General features: G+C 63.1%; 12 protein-coding genes, 1 tRNA gene, 1 rRNA gene and 1 riboswitch (1 of these 15 cut by a window edge). Of the genes, 6 read left to right on the forward strand and 8 right to left on the reverse strand.

Annotated elements, in window-relative coordinates:
• Nucleotides 1–32: transfer RNA gene (locus JQ627_RS12820), tRNA-Ile, on the reverse strand; it reaches 45 nt to the left of the window's first position.
• 192 nt (nt 33–224) lie between these two features.
• A 16S ribosomal RNA gene (locus JQ627_RS12825) occupies nt 225–1,713 on the reverse strand.
• A 1,134-nt stretch (nt 1,714–2,847) separates the two neighbouring features.
• Between JQ627_RS12825 and JQ627_RS12830 the strand changes: the two genes are divergently transcribed.
• Together JQ627_RS12830 and JQ627_RS12835 are read left to right on the forward strand one after the other, a co-directional pair.
• The gene (locus JQ627_RS12830) at nt 2,848–4,911 is read left to right on the forward strand and encodes a M23 family metallopeptidase (protein WP_212484571.1); all 2,064 of its coding nucleotides are present in this window, start codon (nt 2,848–2,850) and stop codon (nt 4,909–4,911) included.
• Between the two features lie 158 nt (nt 4,912–5,069).
• The gene (locus tag JQ627_RS12835) at nt 5,070–6,689 is read left to right on the forward strand and encodes an SMP-30/gluconolactonase/LRE family protein (protein WP_212484572.1); all 1,620 of its coding nucleotides are present in this window, start codon (nt 5,070–5,072) and stop codon (nt 6,687–6,689) included.
• Between the two features lie 96 nt (nt 6,690–6,785).
• On the opposite strand, the gene clpB is transcribed toward JQ627_RS12835, so the two are convergent.
• Nucleotides 6,786–9,425, reverse strand: coding sequence for an ATP-dependent chaperone ClpB (gene clpB / locus JQ627_RS12840; protein WP_212484573.1), 2,640 nt, complete (start codon nt 9,423–9,425; stop codon nt 6,786–6,788).
• Nucleotides 9,426–9,665: 240 nt separating this feature from the next.
• Here clpB and JQ627_RS12845 point away from each other — a divergent pair, with 240 nt between their 5' ends.
• Nucleotides 9,666–10,454, forward strand: a complete 789-nt coding sequence (locus JQ627_RS12845; protein WP_212484574.1) for an MOSC domain-containing protein — start codon at nt 9,666–9,668, stop codon at nt 10,452–10,454.
• Between the two features lie 124 nt (nt 10,455–10,578).
• Here JQ627_RS12845 and JQ627_RS12850 read toward each other — a convergent pair whose 3' ends face one another.
• On the reverse strand, nt 10,579–11,247 hold the full coding sequence (locus JQ627_RS12850; RefSeq protein ID WP_212484575.1) for a TIGR02594 family protein: 669 nt from the start codon (nt 11,245–11,247) through the stop codon (nt 10,579–10,581).
• A 214-nt stretch (nt 11,248–11,461) separates the two neighbouring features.
• Here JQ627_RS12850 and JQ627_RS12855 point away from each other — a divergent pair, with 214 nt between their 5' ends.
• Nucleotides 11,462–12,325, forward strand: a complete 864-nt coding sequence (locus tag JQ627_RS12855) for an alpha/beta fold hydrolase (protein ID WP_212484576.1) — start codon at nt 11,462–11,464, stop codon at nt 12,323–12,325.
• A 150-nt stretch (nt 12,326–12,475) separates the two neighbouring features.
• Here JQ627_RS12855 and JQ627_RS12860 read toward each other — a convergent pair whose 3' ends face one another.
• Together JQ627_RS12860 and JQ627_RS12865 are read right to left on the reverse strand one after the other, a co-directional pair.
• Nucleotides 12,476–13,327, reverse strand: coding sequence for a hypothetical protein (locus tag JQ627_RS12860; RefSeq protein ID WP_212484577.1), 852 nt, complete (start codon nt 13,325–13,327; stop codon nt 12,476–12,478).
• Nucleotides 13,324–14,610 (reverse strand): hypothetical protein, encoded by a 1,287-nt coding sequence (locus JQ627_RS12865; RefSeq protein WP_212484578.1) that lies wholly within the window; start codon nt 14,608–14,610, stop codon nt 13,324–13,326. Before JQ627_RS12865 ends, JQ627_RS12860 begins: the two co-directional genes overlap by 4 nt.
• Nucleotides 14,611–14,640: 30 nt before the next feature.
• On the opposite strand from JQ627_RS12865, the gene JQ627_RS12870 reads away from it, so the two are divergent.
• Nucleotides 14,641–14,952, forward strand: a complete 312-nt coding sequence (locus JQ627_RS12870) for a hypothetical protein (RefSeq protein ID WP_212484579.1) — start codon at nt 14,641–14,643, stop codon at nt 14,950–14,952.
• A gap of 148 nt (nt 14,953–15,100) precedes the next feature.
• Here JQ627_RS12870 and metW read toward each other — a convergent pair whose 3' ends face one another.
• Nucleotides 15,101–15,763: a methionine biosynthesis protein MetW gene (metW, locus tag JQ627_RS12875; protein WP_212484580.1), complete on the reverse strand. Its 663-nt coding sequence runs from the start codon at nt 15,761–15,763 to the stop codon at nt 15,101–15,103.
• Nucleotides 15,764–15,778: 15 nt separating this feature from the next.
• Nucleotides 15,779–16,981: a homoserine O-acetyltransferase gene (locus JQ627_RS12880; protein WP_212484815.1), complete on the reverse strand. Its 1,203-nt coding sequence runs from the start codon at nt 16,979–16,981 to the stop codon at nt 15,779–15,781.
• Between the two features lie 91 nt (nt 16,982–17,072).
• A riboswitch (SAM riboswitch) is annotated at nt 17,073–17,152 on the reverse strand.
• A 204-nt stretch (nt 17,153–17,356) separates the two neighbouring features.
• Here JQ627_RS12880 and JQ627_RS12885 point away from each other — a divergent pair.
• The gene (locus tag JQ627_RS12885) at nt 17,357–18,205 is read left to right on the forward strand and encodes a chorismate mutase (protein WP_212484581.1); all 849 of its coding nucleotides are present in this window, start codon (nt 17,357–17,359) and stop codon (nt 18,203–18,205) included.
• Nucleotides 18,206–18,238: the final 33 nt, after the last annotated feature.

The following is an 18,238-nucleotide window of genomic DNA, read 5'->3' on the forward strand; positions in this document are numbered from 1 at the left end:
GCGCGCGCTCTAACCAACTGAGCTACAAGCCCCTAACGCATATCCAGTCAAGGACCAGGGATTCTGCAAGCTTGCAGCCCCAGCGCGTGTTCGTCCGCGAAGAAAGAGAAACGAAGACGGCGAAATCCCGCCAATGCAGCTCAACGATCTGGCGATCTGTTGGCCACTGATGTTTCTAAAACGATCCGATAGTGAGCCGAAGCTCGCTGAAGGATCATCCTTAGAAAGGAGGTGATCCAGCCGCAGGTTCCCCTACGGCTACCTTGTTACGACTTCACCCCAGTCGCTGACCCTACCGTGGCCGGCTGCCTCCCTTGCGGGTTAGCGCACCGTCTTCAGGTAAAACCAACTCCCATGGTGTGACGGGCGGTGTGTACAAGGCCCGGGAACGTATTCACCGTGGCGTGCTGATCCACGATTACTAGCGATTCCAACTTCATGGGCTCGAGTTGCAGAGCCCAATCCGAACTGAGACGGCTTTTTGAGATTTGCGAAGGGTCACCCCTTAGCATCCCATTGTCACCGCCATTGTAGCACGTGTGTAGCCCAGCCCGTAAGGGCCATGAGGACTTGACGTCATCCCCACCTTCCTCGCGGCTTATCACCGGCAGTCTCCTTAGAGTGCTCAACTAAATGGTAGCAACTAAGGACGGGGGTTGCGCTCGTTGCGGGACTTAACCCAACATCTCACGACACGAGCTGACGACAGCCATGCAGCACCTGTGTTCCAGGCTCCGAAGAGAAGGTCACATCTCTGCGACCGGTCCTGGACATGTCAAGGGCTGGTAAGGTTCTGCGCGTTGCGTCGAATTAAACCACATGCTCCACCGCTTGTGCGGGCCCCCGTCAATTCCTTTGAGTTTTAATCTTGCGACCGTACTCCCCAGGCGGAATGCTTAAAGCGTTAGCTGCGCCACTAGTGAGTAAACCCACTAACGGCTGGCATTCATCGTTTACGGCGTGGACTACCAGGGTATCTAATCCTGTTTGCTCCCCACGCTTTCGTGCCTCAGCGTCAGTATCGGGCCAGTGAGCCGCCTTCGCCACTGGTGTTCTTGCGAATATCTACGAATTTCACCTCTACACTCGCAGTTCCACTCACCTCTCCCGAACTCAAGATCTTCAGTATCAAAGGCAGTTCTGGAGTTGAGCTCCAGGATTTCACCCCTGACTTAAAGACCCGCCTACGCACCCTTTACGCCCAGTGATTCCGAGCAACGCTAGCCCCCTTCGTATTACCGCGGCTGCTGGCACGAAGTTAGCCGGGGCTTATTCTTGCGGTACCGTCATTATCTTCCCGCACAAAAGAGCTTTACAACCCTAGGGCCTTCATCACTCACGCGGCATGGCTGGATCAGGCTTGCGCCCATTGTCCAATATTCCCCACTGCTGCCTCCCGTAGGAGTTTGGGCCGTGTCTCAGTCCCAATGTGGCTGATCATCCTCTCAGACCAGCTACTGATCGTCGCCTTGGTGAGCCATTACCTCACCAACTAGCTAATCAGACGCGGGCCGATCTTTCGGCGATAAATCTTTCCCCGTAAGGGCTTATCCGGTATTAGCACAAGTTTCCCTGTGTTGTTCCGAACCAAAAGGTACGTTCCCACGCGTTACTCACCCGTCTGCCGCTGACGTATTGCTACGCCCGCTCGACTTGCATGTGTTAAGCCTGCCGCCAGCGTTCGCTCTGAGCCAGGATCAAACTCTCAAGTTGGACTTGAACTTTGAACCGGCTGATCACAACGTTTGACGAGGTCCCACCATTATTTCGACAACCGAAGTCGCCGAGCTGCCCGCGATTCACATCGCTGGCAGCGATGGTGTTTCCTTTAAAACGTGTACCGCCGAAGTCTTTCGTCCGGTCTCGATCAGAAAAGCCGAAGCTTTTCAGAAGCGAGACCCGCAAGGACTCCGCCGTCCACGTTTCTCTTTCTTCATCTTCACTTGTCAAACAGCCCGAGACCGTGGAGGCCTCAACCTTCCTGAGAGGAAGGGTTCCGACACCCTTAGCGACGATGGATGAACTCCAACCGACTGGTGTCGGCTGTTGTGTCACTCAACGAGGTGAGGAGCATCAGTGGCGCGTTCGCTCGCCTTGGTCAGTGACCCGGCGGCGCCGCGCTCAGTGATTGGGGTTATAGGCCCCACCTTCCGGGCTGTCAACGCCAATCGTCAACAAATCGTCGCACAGTGGATCGCGCGAAAAATTTGAACGATTCCAGTCGATTAGCGAGGCAAGGAGTGCGATGACCGGACCCGCGGGGTAAAAAATCTCAAAAAAAGTTTGCCCGCTGGCGGGCTCCGGAGGGGCTTTGGACGCCTCTCTGGGCGCCCTCCCCCTGCCTCCTTCCAGACGCCCCCAGTGCCCTGGCAGGCGGAGGCCCATTCGGGCCGAACCGCCCCCCTCGTCCACGGCAGACGATCCCCATCCCAGGCCGGACCGAGCTCTACCCCAGGCCAGACCTAGTCCCCCGGCCCCGGCCAGACGGGCTTCTTGCGCCCGGCCGTTCAGGAAACTTTTTCCATATTAGGCGCCGTACTAGAGCCACAATCCCGCGGCGTTCTGGTACAGACAAGCTTGAATCGCAGGATGCCAGTGGGGGCTGCCGGCGATTTTCATGGGGTCAGAGGAAGGCGATCTTGCAGATGACGCAGCCTTCCTCCGACATTCGAGAGACATCGAGAGACCTTTATCCGTCCAGCTGTTCGTAATTTCGGCCGGCCCCATCGAGGGCCTTCTGAGCGCGGGCGTCTGTGCGGCTTGCCTTTTCCGGCGATCCCCCTTCAAGAGGGCGGCCGGGAAGGGTTCGAAACCGGGCATCTTGGGTCGTTGATTGGGGGACTTGGTTTGAACCACAGGACGTCGCGCGGCGCTTACGGGCGTGAGACCGGGATCATCGATCTCGGCCACGAGCCGCCGCTGTCCGTCGATGGTTCCGAGGCCGCGGTCATCGATCGCCGTCGCGTCTCGGTACAGTGGTTCAGCGGGACAATTCTGACCGGACTCTGCGGCGCAGCCCTGATCGGCGGCGCCGTTTTCGCTTCTCTCGACGGCGAGATGACCTTCGCCAAGGTGCCTGAGCGCGTCGAAGGCGCGTTGCGCGGCGCATTCGGCGCGGCCGATCGCGCCGCCACGCTGCACAAGAGCGACCGCCTGCCGCCGCCGAACGAATCCACGGCCTCGCGCAATATCATGCGCGTCTCCACCGTCGCCCGCGTCGGCAACCGCGACGTGATGCGGGTGCGCCCCTTCGTCCGGATCGCCGGCAATCTGTCGATGACGACGAGCGATCTGTCGGCGAAGATCCCGCCGTTCAACGCCCAGCGCCTGCTCACCGATGTCGGCTCCGATCCGAAGACCGCGGCGGAAGATCCGAACAATCCCGAGGCCGTCGAGCCCGATGCCGAAGTCTCCTTCGTCACCAAGGACCTGTCGCCGGTGCTGCCGAAGGCCAAGATTTCCGCCGTGGTGGCGCTCGACGACATCCTGATGCGGGTGCGCGACGCCGCCAACTGGCGCGGCAATGGCGGGGTGCGCTACGCCTCGCTCGCCAATGCCACCGCCGACGTCTCCGGCGCGACCGGCCCGTCCGACATCAGAAGCGCCTACGCCCCTGAATCCTCGCCGTCCGATCCCTATGCCGGCTTCGAAACGCGCGTGGTGCCGGAAAACGTCACGCTGCTGCCGAAGACCAAAGAGCAGATCACCGGCGGAAATCCGAACGGCGAACGCGTCCACATGGTCAAGAAGGGCGACAGCGTCGGCTCCGTCCTGCGCGATCTCGGCGCCACCGCCGAGGAGATCAAGGCGATCGCGGCGACGCTCGGCCCGCGCGGCCGCGACGGCGGCCTGAAGGAAGGCGAAAAACTCCGCATCCTGATGGCGCCCGCAAGCCCCGGCGCCCGCCTCCAACCCTATCGCGTCGTGGTTGCAAACGACACCATGGTCGAGGCGATCGCGGCGCTGTCCGATCTCGGCAAATACGTCGCGGTCGACGTCTCCAGCATGAACACCGTCGCCGATGCCGCGGCCAGCGCCAACAGCGACGACGATGACGACGATGACGGCACCGGCGTGCGGCTCTACCAGAGCATCTACGAGACCGCGATGCGCAACAAAGTGCCGATGCCGGTCATCGAGGACATGATCAAGATCTACTCCTACGACGTCGATTTCCAGCGCAAGGTGCAGGCGGGCGACTCGTTCGACGTGTTCTATGCCGGCGAAGACGAGGGCGTGACGTCGAGCGAAAAGAACGACGTGCTGTTCGCTTCCCTCACGGTCGGCGGCGAGACCAAGAAATACTACCGCTACCAGAGCCCCGACGACGGCGTCGTCGACTACTACGACGAGACCGGCAAGAGCGCGAAGAAGTTCCTGGTCAGGAAGCCCGTCAACAACGCCATCATGCGCTCCGGCTTCGGCGGTCGCCGCCACCCGATTCTGGGCTATGTGAAGATGCACACCGGCGTCGACTGGGCCACCGCCTACGGCACGCCGATCTTCGCCTCCGGCAACGGCGTGATCGAGAAGGCCGGCCCTGAAGGCGGCTACGGCAAGTATATCCGGATCAAGCATTCCAACGGCTACGAGACGGCCTACGGCCATATGTCGGCCTTCGCCAAGGGCATGGAGATCGGCAAGAAGGTGCGGCAGGGTCAGGTGATCGGCTTCGTCGGGTCGACCGGCCAGTCGACCGGCCCTCACGTCCACTACGAAATCCTGGTCAACGGCCGCTTCGTCGATCCGCTGCGCGTGAAACTGCCGCGCGGCCGTTCGCTGGAAGGCACAGTCCTGGCGGGCTTCGAGAAGGAGCGCGACCGGCTCGACGCCATGATGAGCGGCCGTAACGGCGCCATCGCCCGCATTTCGGACGCAACTGGCGGCCCGTTGCAGGTCACCAACCGCTGATCCCTTAACCGGCCGAAATCGACCGGACACCTCTGGAAAACATGATCCGGATGCGACGCTCGTCGAGCGACGTCGCTTCCCTCCGTCACAACGTCAAGTTTCGTTTGCCAAAGCGGCATGAGGAGCGAATACTTTCCAAAAAAGCGGGAGGTCTCGCCATGAAGAACAGGCTCGCCTGCGCAGCCTTCGTTGCTGCGATTTTGGCCACCACGAGCGTATCCGCCGAAACCTGGGAGGTCAGCAAGCTCGTCGCGGGCTCGGCGTTTCACGGCGTGCACGGGCTCGGAATCGACAAGGCCGGTCATCTGTTTGCCGGCAGCGTCGCGGGCGCGGCGCTCTACGAGGTCGACCTCGCAGGCGGTACCGCCAAGGTTGCAATCCCGTCTCCTGTGGGCATGGCCGACGACATCGCGTTCGCGCCCGACGGCACCATGGCCTGGACCGGCTTCCTGACCGGCGATCTCTACGCACGCAAGGGCGACGGCCCGATCAAGAAGCTTGCCTCCGGTCTCCCTGGCATCAACTCGCTCGCCTTCCGCAAGGACGGCCGGCTCTATGCCACGACCGTTTTCCTCGGCGACACGCTCTATGAGATCGACGTCGAGGGCGTCAAACCGCCCCGCCAGATCATGGAGAAGATGGGCGGCCTCAACGGCTTCGAGTTCGGCCCCGACGACAAGCTCTACGGTCCGCTCTGGTTCAAGGGGCAGGTCGCAAAAGTCGACGTCGACAAGGCCGAGCTGACCGTCGTCGCCGACGGCTTCAAGGTCCCGGCCGCGGTGAACTTCGATTCCAAGGGCAATCTCTGGGTGGTCGACACCGCGCTCGGCCAGCTCGTTCGGGTCGATCCCAAGTCGGGCACCAAGACCATGGTCGCACAACTGAAGCCGTCGCTGGATAATCTCGCGATCGACGACAAGGACCGCATCTACGTCTCCAACATGGCCGACAACGGCATCCAGGAGGTCGATCCTGCGACCGGCCAGGCCCGGCAGGTCGTCATCGGCAAGCTCGCTTTGCCCGGCGGCATCGGCGTCACCTCGGACAACGGCAAGGATACGATCCACGTCGCCGACGTGTTCGCCTATCGCACGGTAGACGGTGCGACCGGCGAGGTCACGGAGAAGGCGCGCATGCACGCCGCCGGCACCACGCTCGAATATCCGATGAGCGCGACGGCGAAAGGCAACGACGTGGTCCTGTCGAGCTGGTTCACCGGCACGGTGCAGGTGATCGACGGCAAGACCGGCACCACCCGCGACATGCTGCACGACTTCAAGGCGCCGCATGACGCGATCGTGCTTGCGGACGGCAGCATTTTGGTGGCCGAGCTCGGCACCAAATCGCTGGTCCGCGTCAGCGGCGAGCACGGCCAAGACCGCACCACGCTGATCGGTGGCCTCGAAGGTCCGGTCGGGATCGTCGGCGGATCAAGCGGCGAGGTCTACGTCACCGAAGCCTTCGCAGGTGTCGTATCCAAGATTGAGACAAACGGAGAAAAGACCGTGCTCGCCAAGGAGTTGAAAATGCCCGAAGGCATCGCGCGCGGGAGCGACGGCAGACTGATCGTGGCGGAAGTGGGCGCCCAGCGGCTGATCGAGGTCGCGCCGGACAGTGGCAAAGTCACCGAGATTGCTGCCAATCTTCCGATCGGGCTTATGGGCGCACCCGGGGGGCTGCCCAGCAACATCCCGACCGGCGTCGCCATCGGCGCCTCCGGAATCATCTACTTCTCCTCCGATATCGAGAACGCGATCTACAAGGTCGTGAAAAAGTAGCAGGCTCGCTCAAGCGAACCGGACCCGGCCAAACAAATCGCCCCGGAGAGGACGACCTCTCCGGGGCGATTTTTGCTTAGCGGTGCATGGCCCAGTTCAATTCAACTTCCGCTTCGACACCGGCGCCTCGAACTGGGCGATCTCGGCGGTCTCCGGCGCCTTGCCGTTGAAGGTCAGCACGTTGCCTTCGGACGAGATCGCGACCGTATCGCCGTCCCTGACGTCGCCGGCCAGGATCATCTCGGCGAGCGGATCCTGGAGGTAGCGCTGGACCACGCGCTTCAGCGGCCTTGCGCCGTAGGCGGGATCCCAGCCCTTGGCGGCGAGCCAGTCGCGGCCGGCGGCATCGAGCGTCAGCACGATCTTGCGATCGGTCAGCAGTTTCTGGAGCCGCGCGAACTGGATCTCGACGATCCGGCCCATCTCGCTCCTCTGCAGGCGGTGGAACAGGATGATCTCGTCGACGCGGTTCAAGAACTCGGGCCTGAAATGTCCCCGCACCATTCCCATCACCTGCTCACGCACGGCAGAGGTGTCTTCGCCCTCCGGTTGATTCACGAGGAATTCCGAACCGAGGTTCGAGGTCATGATGATCAGCGTGTTGCGGAAATCGACGGTGCGGCCCTGGCCATCGGTCAGGCGGCCGTCGTCGAGCACCTGCAACAGGACGTTGAAGACGTCCGGATGCGCCTTCTCGATCTCGTCGAACAGAACCACCTGATAGGGCCGGCGCCGCACCGCTTCGGTGAGCGCACCGCCCTCGTCGTAGCCGACATAGCCCGGAGGCGCACCGATCAGCCGCGAGACCGAGTGCTTCTCCATGTATTCGGACATGTCGAGGCGGACCATCGCGGTCTCGTCGTTGAAGAGATACTCCGCGAGCGCCTTGGTCAGCTCGGTCTTGCCGACGCCGGTGGGCCCCAGGAACATGAACGAGCCGGTCGGCCGGTTCGGGTCCTGCAGGCCTGCGCGCGAGCGGCGCACGGCGGTCGCGACCGCACGCACGGCTTCGGCCTGGCCGACGACGCGCTTTCCGAGCTGCTCCTCCATCTTCAGGAGCTTCTCCTTCTCGCCCTCCAGCATCTTGTCGACGGGCACGCCGGTCCAGCGTGAGACCACCTGCGCGATGTGGTTGGCGGTGACCGCCTCCTCCATCATCTCGCCGGAGCCCTCACGCGCCTCGATCTCCGCGAGCTGCTTCTCAAGCTGCGGGATCCGGCCATAGGCCAGCTCGCCGGCCTTCTGGAATTCACCGCGCCGCTGTGCGTCGGCGAGATCGACGCGTAGCGCGTCCAGCTCTGACTTCAGCTTCTGGGCATTGGAGAGCTTGTTCTTCTCCGCGCTCCAGCGCGACGTCAAGGCCGCGGATTTCTCTTCGAGCTCGCTGAGCTCCTTCTGAAGCCCCTCGAGACGGGTCTTGGAGCCGAGATCGCTCTCCTTCTTGAGCGCCTCCTGCTCGATCTTGAGCCGGATGATCTCGCGGTCGAGCGAATCCAGCTCTTCCGGCTTGGAATCGACCTGCATCTTCAGCCGCGCAGCCGCCTCGTCCATGAGGTCGATCGCCTTGTCCGGCAGGAAGCGGTCGGTGATGTAGCGGTTGGACAGGGTCGTGGCGGCCACCAGCGCGGAATCGGTGATCCGCACGCCGTGGTGCTGCTCGTACTTGTCCTTCAACCCGCGCAGGATCGAGATGGTGTCCTCGACCGAGGGCTCGCTGACGAAGATCGGCTGAAAGCGCCGCGCCAGCGCCGCATCCTTCTCGACATGCTTGCGGTATTCGTCGAGCGTGGTCGCGCCGATGCAGTGCAGCTCGCCGCGCGCCAGCGCGGGCTTGAGCAGGTTGGACGCGTCCATCGCGCCATCGCCCTTGCCGGCACCGATCAGCGTGTGCATCTCGTCGATGAACAGGATGAAGGTCCCCTCGCTCGCGGTGACTTCCTGGAGCACAGCCTTCAGCCGTTCCTCGAACTCGCCGCGGTATTTTGCGCCCGCGATCAGTGCACCCAGGTCGAGCGACAGCAGCTTCTTGTCCTTGAGGCTTTCGGGCACGTCGCCATTGACGATGCGCAGCGCGAGGCCCTCGGCGATGGCGGTCTTGCCGACGCCGGGCTCACCGATCAGGACGGGATTGTTCTTGGTCCGGCGCGAGAGCACCTGGATCGTGCGACGGATCTCCTCGTCGCGGCCGATGACCGGGTCGAGCTTGCCGTCGCGCGCCGCCTGGGTCAGGTCGCGGGCGTATTTCTTCAGCGCGTCATAGGCGTTCTCGGCGGTCGCAGAGTCCGCGGTGCGGCCCTTGCGCAGTGCCTCGATCGCCGCGTTGAGGTTCTGTGGGGTGACGCCGCCCTTGGCGAGGATCGCGCCCGCCTCGCTGGACTTTTCCAGCGTGAGGCCGAGCAGCAGCCGCTCGACGGTGACAAAACTGTCGCCGGCCTTCTCGCCCGCCTTCTCCGCGGCGTCGAAAGTGCGGGCGAGCTCGGGCGCCAGGTAGATCTGGCCGGCACCGCCGCCAGAGACCTTCGGCACCTTGTTCAGGGCGTCCTCGGTCGCCTTCAGGATTGCGCGGGAATTGCCGCCGGCCCGGTCGATCAGACCGGAAGCCAAGCCCTCATTATCGTCCAGCAGAACTTTCAGGACGTGCAGGGTCGAAAACTGCTGGTGCCCCTCGCGCACCGCAAGCGACTGCGCGGACTGGACGAAGCCCCTGGAGCGTTCGGTATATTTGTCGATATTCATGTCTTTTCTTTCCCTCGGCCTGCCACTGGAGCCCTCTAAGGCACTCCAAACGGCATCTTCATTGGGTTTCCGCTGCCCGCGTTGATGGTCCTCAACCGGCAACGGTCGTTATCAGCCGGCGCTGGCGCCGGCCTGACCCAGATGTGGGAAGGGTGCCCCCGGATCGAAAGAGGCGAGTTCACAATTTCGTGCGCTGATCCGCAGCTTGGCGGGTCCGGGTCGAATCCCCTAAGTAGCTGCATGACAGCCAGCCAGACCGCCGAGATCACCGGCCTTTACCGCTACCCGATCAAGGGCCTGACGCCCGAGAGCCTGTCCCGGGTCCCTTTGCGGACCGGCCAGACCCTGCCCGCCGACCGCCGTTACGCCATCGAAAACGGCCCGAGCGGGTTCGATCCCGAGGCACCTAGCTGGAAGCCGAAAATCCAGTTTCTGATGCTGGCGCGCAATGAGCGGCTGGCGTCCCTCAACAGCCGGTTCGAAGACGCGACCAACCGCCTGACCATCCGCAAGGACGGCCAGATCGTCGCCAGCGGCGACCTTGAGACCGCGGCTGGGCGTGCCGTCATCGAGGGCTACTTCACCGAGAATTTTCAGCCGGAGTTGAAGGGCCCGCCCAAGGTGCTGTCAGGCCGCGACCACAGCTTTTCCGACGTCGCCCGCAAGGTCGTATCGATCATCAATCTCAATAGCGTCCGCGCCATCGAGACCATGCTCGGCGGCACCGCCGTGCATCCCCTGCGCTTCCGCGGCAATCTTTACGTGAAGGGCTGGCCGGCTTGGTCCGAGCTCGACCTCGTCGGCCAGACGCTCGTGATCGGCGATGCCCGGCTGAAAGTGGTCAAGCGCATCGTCCGCTGCCCGGCGGTCAACGTCGATCCCGAGACCGCCGCACGCGACCTCGAAATCCCGCCGACGCTCTCGCGCAATCTCGGCCACATGGATTGCGGTATCTATGCCGAGGTCATCGCAGACGGCGACATCGGCGTCGGTGACGCGGTCGCGGTCGAAGAGCCGACGCTGGTGTGAGCTTCCATCACTGCCGTAGGGTGGGCAAAGCGAAAGCGTGCCCACCATTTCGGCTATCGAACATTGACACACCGCCGGTGGGCACGGCGCTTGCGCGCCTTTGCCCACCCTGCGAGCTTCATCCTCAGTTCGGCATCACATACGCATAGATCCGGCCGCGCGAGACCGGCGCCTCGCGGACGCGGTTGCCGTTGTTGCCGGAGATCATGATCGGATTGCCCTGCGCGTCCACGCCGGTGATGATGCCGACATGGCCGCCCCGGCGGCCGCGCGACATGACTGCGATGGCGCCGACCTGCGGACCGGAGACGCGCGTGCCGTAGCGCGCGAACGAGCTCGCCATATCAGAGCCGGTGCCCTGATGGCCGGTATGCTGAAGCACCATGTTCATGAAGCGCGCGCACCACAGGCTGCCGCGCCCGGTCGGATTGCCGCCGATATAGCGGCGCGCCTCGGACACGAGACCCGATCCGCCGCCGAAGCCGCCGCTTGCAGCCATGCCGTTATTGGCCATGCCGCCGACGTTGACGTTCGGATTGTAGCTGGCCTGGGCGTCGGCGAAGCCGCCCGTCTGCAATTGCGCCGCGCTGCGCTCGAAGCGCGAGCTGCGGGCATGATGCCGATAATGACGGTACTGATGATGTCTGGCGTGGTGCACGTAACCGTGCCGCTCTGCGCTATGACGATGATGCGGCCGCGCTGAGGCCGGAGAAACGAACGCGGCAACCGCCGCGAAGAAAATCGCCAGCGCGACAACACAACGCGACAGGCGAGACGCAAACAACTCGAACATACTTCATCCTTCGTTGACACCCCCACTCCAGCCAGCCCTTGCCGAGGCCGACATCCGTCTGGCCGTTAAGCGACCCGATGTGGCGAGAAAAAGACGCCACGCCCGGGAATAGCTGCGTTGATTTTGTGCCGGTGCTGGCTTGAGGCTGCCGCATTGCGGACAACAACGTTAACTGCAATCCTGCAAAGGCGGCTTGAAGAGAGGGAAACGGTTAATGCCCCACGCCACGACCAGGGACGACGTCCGCATCTATTTCGAAGAGGCGGGTCAGGGAACGCCGATTATTTTTCTGCATGAATTCGCGGCCGACTACACCAATTGGGAGCCGCAGATGCGCTACTTCTCGCGCGGCCATCGCTGCATCACCTATTCCGCGCGCGGCTACACGCCGTCGGGCGTGCCTGATGGCGAGGTCTACACCTACAAGCACTTCTACACCGACGCGCTCGCGGTGCTCGATCATCTCAAGATCGAGCGCGCGCATCTCGTCGGCCTGTCGATGGGCGCCTATTCGTCGCTCCAGATCGGATTGAACGCGCCGCAGCGCGCGCTGTCGATGACGCTGGCCGGCGTCGGCTCAGGCTCGGAGATCGAGAACCTCGACAATTGGCGCAAGCAGTGCCGCGCCAATGCCGAGCAATTCGAGACGCTCGGCTCTGCCGAAGTCGCAAAGATCACGCGCGAGGCGCCGAGCCGGATACCCTTCCTGGTCAAGGACCCGCGCGGCCATGCCGATTTCTACGCCGCACTGGCGCGCCACGACGCCAAGGGATCGGCGAGCACGATGCGCGGCTTCCAGGGCGGCCGTCCCTCGATCTACACGCTCACGGACGCCATTCGAGGTGTGGTAACGCCCGCGCTGATCATCTGCGGCGACGAGGACGATCCCTGCGTCGGGGCAAGCCTGTTCCTGAAGAAGCACCTGCCCGCAGCGGGCCTCGCGATGTTTCCGAAGTCAGGCCATGTGCTCAATCTCGAAGAGCCCGCGCTGTTCAACGAGAGCGTGGAGCGGTTCGTGACGCTGGTGGAAGCCGGCCGCTGGCCGGTGCGTGATCCGCGGTCACTGGCGGCGCATTAGGGCGACGGCCCCGCCACATTCTCCGTCATGGCGAGCGCAGCGAAGCAATCCAGAGTCTTTCCGCGGAGAGATCCTGGATTGCTTCGCTGCGCTCGCAATGACGAAGGATAGACCTCCAGCACTCGTCTATTGGAGCACGCAAGTCGGGTCTCAGACCTTGGAAGCAACCGGCAGCGGAGGCAACGCAGGGTTTTCGGCAGACGCCAAACGCCTGACGCTGGCTTCGATCGAGACCAGCAAGAACAGGAACATGATGAAGATGAAATAGGAAAAGGCACCCGCGGCGACATACAAAGCGACAGGCGCCATCAATCTCAAGGCCAGTCTGCGGTCCTGCTCTTCCTGAAACTCCTGAGAGACGCGTTGCAGCTCGCCCTGCAGCTTGTTGAAGAACCACACCACGAAATACGGCGCGCGGGTGGGAGGCGTGGCAGCCGCGATGCGATCGATCGAAGACGAGTATTGCTTGTCCTTGTTCGCCGTCGCCAGCGCCGGTGCTCGCGCGCTCAGTCGCTTGGCATAGTCGAACAGCAAGGAGCGCCACAACACCTCGATGTTGCCCTCATCAAGCGCATTCCTGTCGTCCAGCGTGGCATAGCCGCGGAATCGCGCTCCGTTGTTGTAGAGCCAGTCCGAGAACTGGGAAGCATTTTCGAAGCTAGCTCCCAGCGCACCATCGAGAAACTTGTTGAACTGCTGCAGGATCTCCGGATCCAGGCGCTTACCTTTTTCGTAGGCCACATTGTCGGAGCCCCCGGTCTCCCTGACGATCGGCGCATCCGCCGGAAAGACCTCCCTGATCAGCTTGACCGGATCTGTCGCCTGGCGAAACCGGTCGATCTGATCAGCGATCCGCACGGTCGGGTTCGGAGCGAACTGCGCATACAATGCAAAGATCAGCGCCAGGATCGTGATGAGGAAGGAAACCATCGCGGTCGCGATGACCGTCCCTCTCAGGAGGCGAACAAAGAACGTCTCAACGCTGCTCAGCATGACACTCACTTCTTATTCAGGATGATTCCCGACCCACTGAGCCTGGATTGGCGATCCTTGTAATCCTCGTAGCTCTCGATGGTATCAAATCCATTTCCCTTTGCCGTTGCGAGGCGATCAAGCCGGCCGGAATCGTAGAGGCCGTTGAGCGAACTCAAGGCACGCTTCAAAGCGGCGATATCTCCTTCAGCCTGGGCGGTTCCGACGCCGCCGACGGCGATCTTCAACTCCTGAACCAGCGGCGCATCGAAGCTGATGCCTTGCAGCTTTGCGTTCACGATCGCCACTTTCCGGCCCGCCACCTCGGAGACCCGGGTGAACTCGGCGGCTTCATCGAAGATCGCTGAGGCCGCATCGCAGTCCGACATAAGGCTCTTCAGCGTGGCCGAATCGGTGGCGTCGCTGACGGGCGCGAGCCGGGACGCGATCGCATCCACCCTCGTCTTGTAGTTTTCGTTCGGAAGGTCTCCTCGATGATAGGAAACCCGGCTCAGCGTATCCTTGATCCGCTGCCGCGCACGCTCATCGGGATCGAGACGAGCGACCACCGGCGGCGATGAGACCGGCAGCGGTGGCGGCGCCGCCGAGACCGGCGGGGCCGGCAGGGCCGGCGGCGCCGAAGGAGGTGCCGGCGCAGGCGCGGCCGGTTCGGCGATCGAAGGCGCACCGATATTCGCCTGAACCTGCGGCTGGACGGCGTCCGGTCCCGACAGCGTGGACGCATCCACCGCGAAGAATCGCAAAGTGCCTCGCCCGCCCTGATCCCAGTTGGCGGCCCAGACGAAACCCGGCCCCCCGGCCAGGCGGTAGATCGGCAAGCCGAGCTGCGCGGATCGACGGAAATTGCCGAGGAAATCCACCATCAGCCCGGCCCTGATGTCCCGGCCCTGCGCGAGCTGGGCCACATTGTTTGCGTCGAGCGGCAGCAACCTGACCGCGCCCCAGCTGGCCATGAGCCCTTGCCAGCCGTCGATTTGCGGCATTGCCGCCACGTTGGGCTGGGCCCCGTACTTTTTCGCAAGTCGCGCGATATCTTCATTCGCCTCGTTGCCGCTGAACCAGGCCGGCTCCAAAAACCGGTTCACGTAAGAGACCGTGCCGTCGGGCGAATGCAGGATCGAGTAGGACGAGACGAACGGCCCTCGTTTCGAGCTTTCCGGCACCTTGCGTGTGCACCAGGTAAAGCCGTTGAACTGCTCGCTGGGATTACATTGGTACTGCCGATAGATGGAGCTTTCGAAGTTGACCCTTGCGCCGAGGCTGAGGCCATCAACCGCATAGATCGAGATCACGCTCGGGCTCGAGGCGAGGTTCGGCGGATTTTGCACGAACCCGGTTCGGCAGAAGCGGCGCAGCTCGGCAAGCCGGCCGTCGTTCGGGCTGAAGCCCTGCTGGACCGCCTGTCCGATGGACGTGCCACGCTGGCGAAGATTTTCGTCGATGCAGGAGACCTCGGCCGACGGAAGCTTCCGCCACTCAGCCTGGATGGCCTGGTTGATGGCGGACTGAACAAGGCCGCCGAAGATGTTGACGATGTCGCCGCCGCTCTGGGCGACTACTGGTTCGCACGTCAAGCCGACACTGAACAGCACAGCGAGTGCCGGCAGCGCTCTACCCATAGTCTCAGCCCCTAGCCATTTCCCCAGCAACATTATGGCTTAAGGAAATGAGGACATGCAACCGAGAGGATCAGCCTTGGTCGGCTGCCAAGTTGAGAACTTTAGTCTAGTTGCCCGCACGCGCTATCGGCCGACCGCTCCTCAGGGTGAGGGTCTACGAGCTTTATTTCCGCCCGCCGCGGCTCAGCAGAAACACCCCCTGCTCGCCGAACATATTCCACACCCACCACGGCAATCGCAGCCGCAATGGGCGGCCGTAGAGATCCAGCGCTTCTGCACGCTCCATCTTGACACCGATGGCATCGCAGAGCTCGACGAAATCCTTGATCGTGCAGAAATGGATGTTGGCGGTGTCGTACCAGGTTGCGGGCAGATTCTCGGTGCGCGGCATGTGGCCGCCGATCAGGAGCTGGAGCCGCATCTTCCAGAATCCGAAATTCGGGAACGACACGATGGCGCGGCGGCCGATGCGCAGCAGATTCTCCAGCACGACCCGCGGCTGCCGCGTCGCCTGAAGCGTCTGCGACAGGATGACGTAATCGAAGGCGTCGTCGGGATAATTGACGAGATCGGTATCGGCATCGCCCTGCACCACCGCGAGGCCCTTGGCTACGCAGCGGTTGACGCCCTCGCGCGACAGTTCGATGCCGCGGCCGTCGATGCCGCGGGTCTCCAGAAGCTGGAGCAGGTCGCCCTCACCGCAGCCGACGTCGAGCACTTTCGAGCCGGGCTTGACCATCTCGGCGACCAGCAGATGATCGGCACGAAACTGGCCGGACTGCTCTGCGGTAAGGCCGTTGAGCGGCAGCACTTCCTGTACAGACATCGCTAGCCGTCCTTGTCAGTCACTCTTGGCGGTGAGCCCGCGCGCCTTCCCTGCCGATTGCAGGAAAGCGCGGGAGATATCGAAGAATTCGGGCACGTCGAGCAGGAACGCGTCGTGGCCGCGATCGGTCTCGATCTCGGCGAACGACACCCGCGCGCTCGACGCGTTCAGCGCATGCACCAGCGCGCGCGATTCCGAGGTCGGGAACAGCCAGTCGCTGGTGAAGGAGACCACGCAGAAGCGCGTCTCGATGCCCGCGAACGCTTTGGCCAACACGCCGCCGTGGTCGCCGGCGATGTCGAAATAATCCATCGCACGGGTCAGATAGAGATAGGAGTTGGCGTCGAACCGCTCGACAAAGGACGAGCCCTGGTAGCGCAGATAGGACTCGACCTGGAAATCGGCGTCGAACGAGAACGTCGGCAGCTCGCGGTCCTGCATGCGGCGGCCGAACTTGCGATGCAGCGCGGCGTCCGAGAGATAGGTGATGTGCGCGGCCATCCGTGCCACCGCAAGTCCGCGATGCGGATGGATGCCCTGATCGGTGTAGCGGCCGTTGTGCCAGTCGGGATCGGCCATCACGGCCTGGCGGCCGAGCTCGTGGAAGGCGATGTTCTGCGCCGAGTGCCGCGTCGCACAGGCGATCGCCAGCGCGGAGTACACGCGCTTGGGATAGGCCGCGGTCCATTGCAGCACCTGCATGCCGCCCATCGAGCCGCCGACCACCGCAAACAACGTGTCGATGCCGAGCCGGTCGATCAGCATCGCCTGTGCGCGCACCATGTCGGGAATGGTGATGACAGGGAAATCCAGCCCCCACACCTTGCCGGTCGCGGGATTGACCGAGGCCGGCCCGGTCGAGCCCATGCAGCCGCCGATCACGTTGGCGCAAATGATGAAGTAGTGCTGAGGATCAAGAGGCCGACCGGGACCGACCAGCGTCTCCCACCAGCCGGACTTGCCGGTGACGGGATGCACATTGGCGACGTGCTGATCGCCCGTCAGCGCATGGCAGATCAGCACCGCGTTGGAGCGGTCGGAATTGAGCTCGCCATAGGTCTGGTAGGCGATCTGGAACGGGGAGAGATCGACGCCGCAATCGAGCCGCAGCGGCTGGTCTGCGCCGAAATGCGCGACCTGCGAACTCGGATGATCCACCTCATGCGACCGGTCGTCGGCGCTGATCGCGGGACTCGGTACAGGCTTGACGCCACCCATCTCTGACATCGACCTCGTTTGCGATCAGACGTTAGATCGCAGTGACATCAGGCCATGAAAAACCCGGCCTGAACGATAGGTTCGGCCGGGATCGAAAGGGTCCCCGGCCTGTTTAGCGAGTTTTTTAACGTGGCTGCAAGCCGGCCGGCTCAAATGACCACGGAACAGGCAAAACCTACTGTCTTGGGCGGTTTTCGTCAAGTCGCGGTCCGGATTAGCCAAATTCGTCTCTGTCACATCAACCCAAAAGGACGTGATTTCTCTTTGCTTTCGCCGTCCCGACTGCCTAATCAGGATATCGATCGCAGCGGATCCGAACCTACCAGCTTGCCTGGCCGATCCGCATTGGAACGCCTCTCAACAGTCCAGTCAGATATGTCCCAACGTCCGCCCGCGCCACCATCGCTCCAGGAATTGCGCAAGGAGATCGACGCGATCGACGAGGGCATGCATCGCCTGCTGATGCAGCGCGGCGACATCATCGATCGCCTGATCCAGGTGAAGCAGACCCAGGAGGTCGGCTCGGCGTTTCGGCCTGCGCGCGAGGCCGCCATGATGCGTGAGATCGTGCAGCGTCATCGCGGCATCCTGCCGCTCGACACCGTCGAGAGCATCTGGCGCGTCATCATCTCCACGTTCACCTATGTCCAGGCGCCGTTCTCCGTGCATGCCGACATCTCGGCAAGCGAGCCGGCGATGCGCGATTCCGCGCGCTTCCATTTCGGGTTCACCGTGCCTTACGTCGCGCATTTCAGCGCACAGGCGGCGGTCGAGGCAGTGGCGAAATCCAAAGGCGATCTGGCGCTGGTCTCGGCGACCTCCAGCCGCACGCCGTGGTGGCTGGAGCTGGAAGCAGAAGGCGCACCGAAGATCATCGCCCGGATGCCCTTCGTCGAGCGCGCCGATCATCCAGCCGCGCTGCCCGTGTTCGCGATCTCGCGCGTTGCTGACAGCGCCCTGGTGACCGAGGTCGAGACCTTCAGCGTGCGCGTGTCCGGGTGGAACGCCGAGGTCGCGCGCGCCCTGTCGCCGCTCGCCGAGATCGTGGCGGTGCCCGATACCGCCTTCGACGGCGCGGCCCTGCTGGTCTCGGTCACGGCTGCGAGCAGCATCGACAAGATCAAGGCTGCCCTGATCGAGGCGGGGGCTTCGGTGCGCTCCACGGCCCTCGTCGGCAGCCACGCAACGCGCTATACGGTGGCCCCGACCGGGTCGAAATCGTAAATCGCGTACCGCCTAAAGCCTATCCGGAGTTGA

This window comes from Bradyrhizobium liaoningense, assembly GCF_018130785.1.
In the GTDB taxonomy this organism is placed as follows: domain Bacteria; phylum Pseudomonadota; class Alphaproteobacteria; order Rhizobiales; family Xanthobacteraceae; genus Bradyrhizobium; species Bradyrhizobium liaoningense_A.

Coding starts and splice junctions, on each gene's coding strand:
- JQ627_RS12835 (WP_212484572.1), top strand. CDS start 5,070: ATGAAGAACAGGCTCGCCTGCGCAGCCTTCGTTGCTGCGATTTTGGCC.
- clpB (WP_212484573.1), bottom strand. CDS start 9,425: ATGAATATCGACAAATATACCGAACGCTCCAGGGGCTTCGTCCAGTCC.
- JQ627_RS12845 (WP_212484574.1), top strand. CDS start 9,666: ATGACAGCCAGCCAGACCGCCGAGATCACCGGCCTTTACCGCTACCCG.
- JQ627_RS12850 (WP_212484575.1), bottom strand. CDS start 11,247: ATGTTCGAGTTGTTTGCGTCTCGCCTGTCGCGTTGTGTTGTCGCGCTG.
- JQ627_RS12855 (WP_212484576.1), top strand. CDS start 11,462: ATGCCCCACGCCACGACCAGGGACGACGTCCGCATCTATTTCGAAGAG.
- metW (WP_212484580.1), bottom strand. CDS start 15,763: ATGTCTGTACAGGAAGTGCTGCCGCTCAACGGCCTTACCGCAGAGCAG.
- JQ627_RS12880 (WP_212484815.1), bottom strand. CDS start 16,981: ATGGGTGGCGTCAAGCCTGTACCGAGTCCCGCGATCAGCGCCGACGAC.
- JQ627_RS12885 (WP_212484581.1), top strand. CDS start 17,357: ATGTCCCAACGTCCGCCCGCGCCACCATCGCTCCAGGAATTGCGCAAG.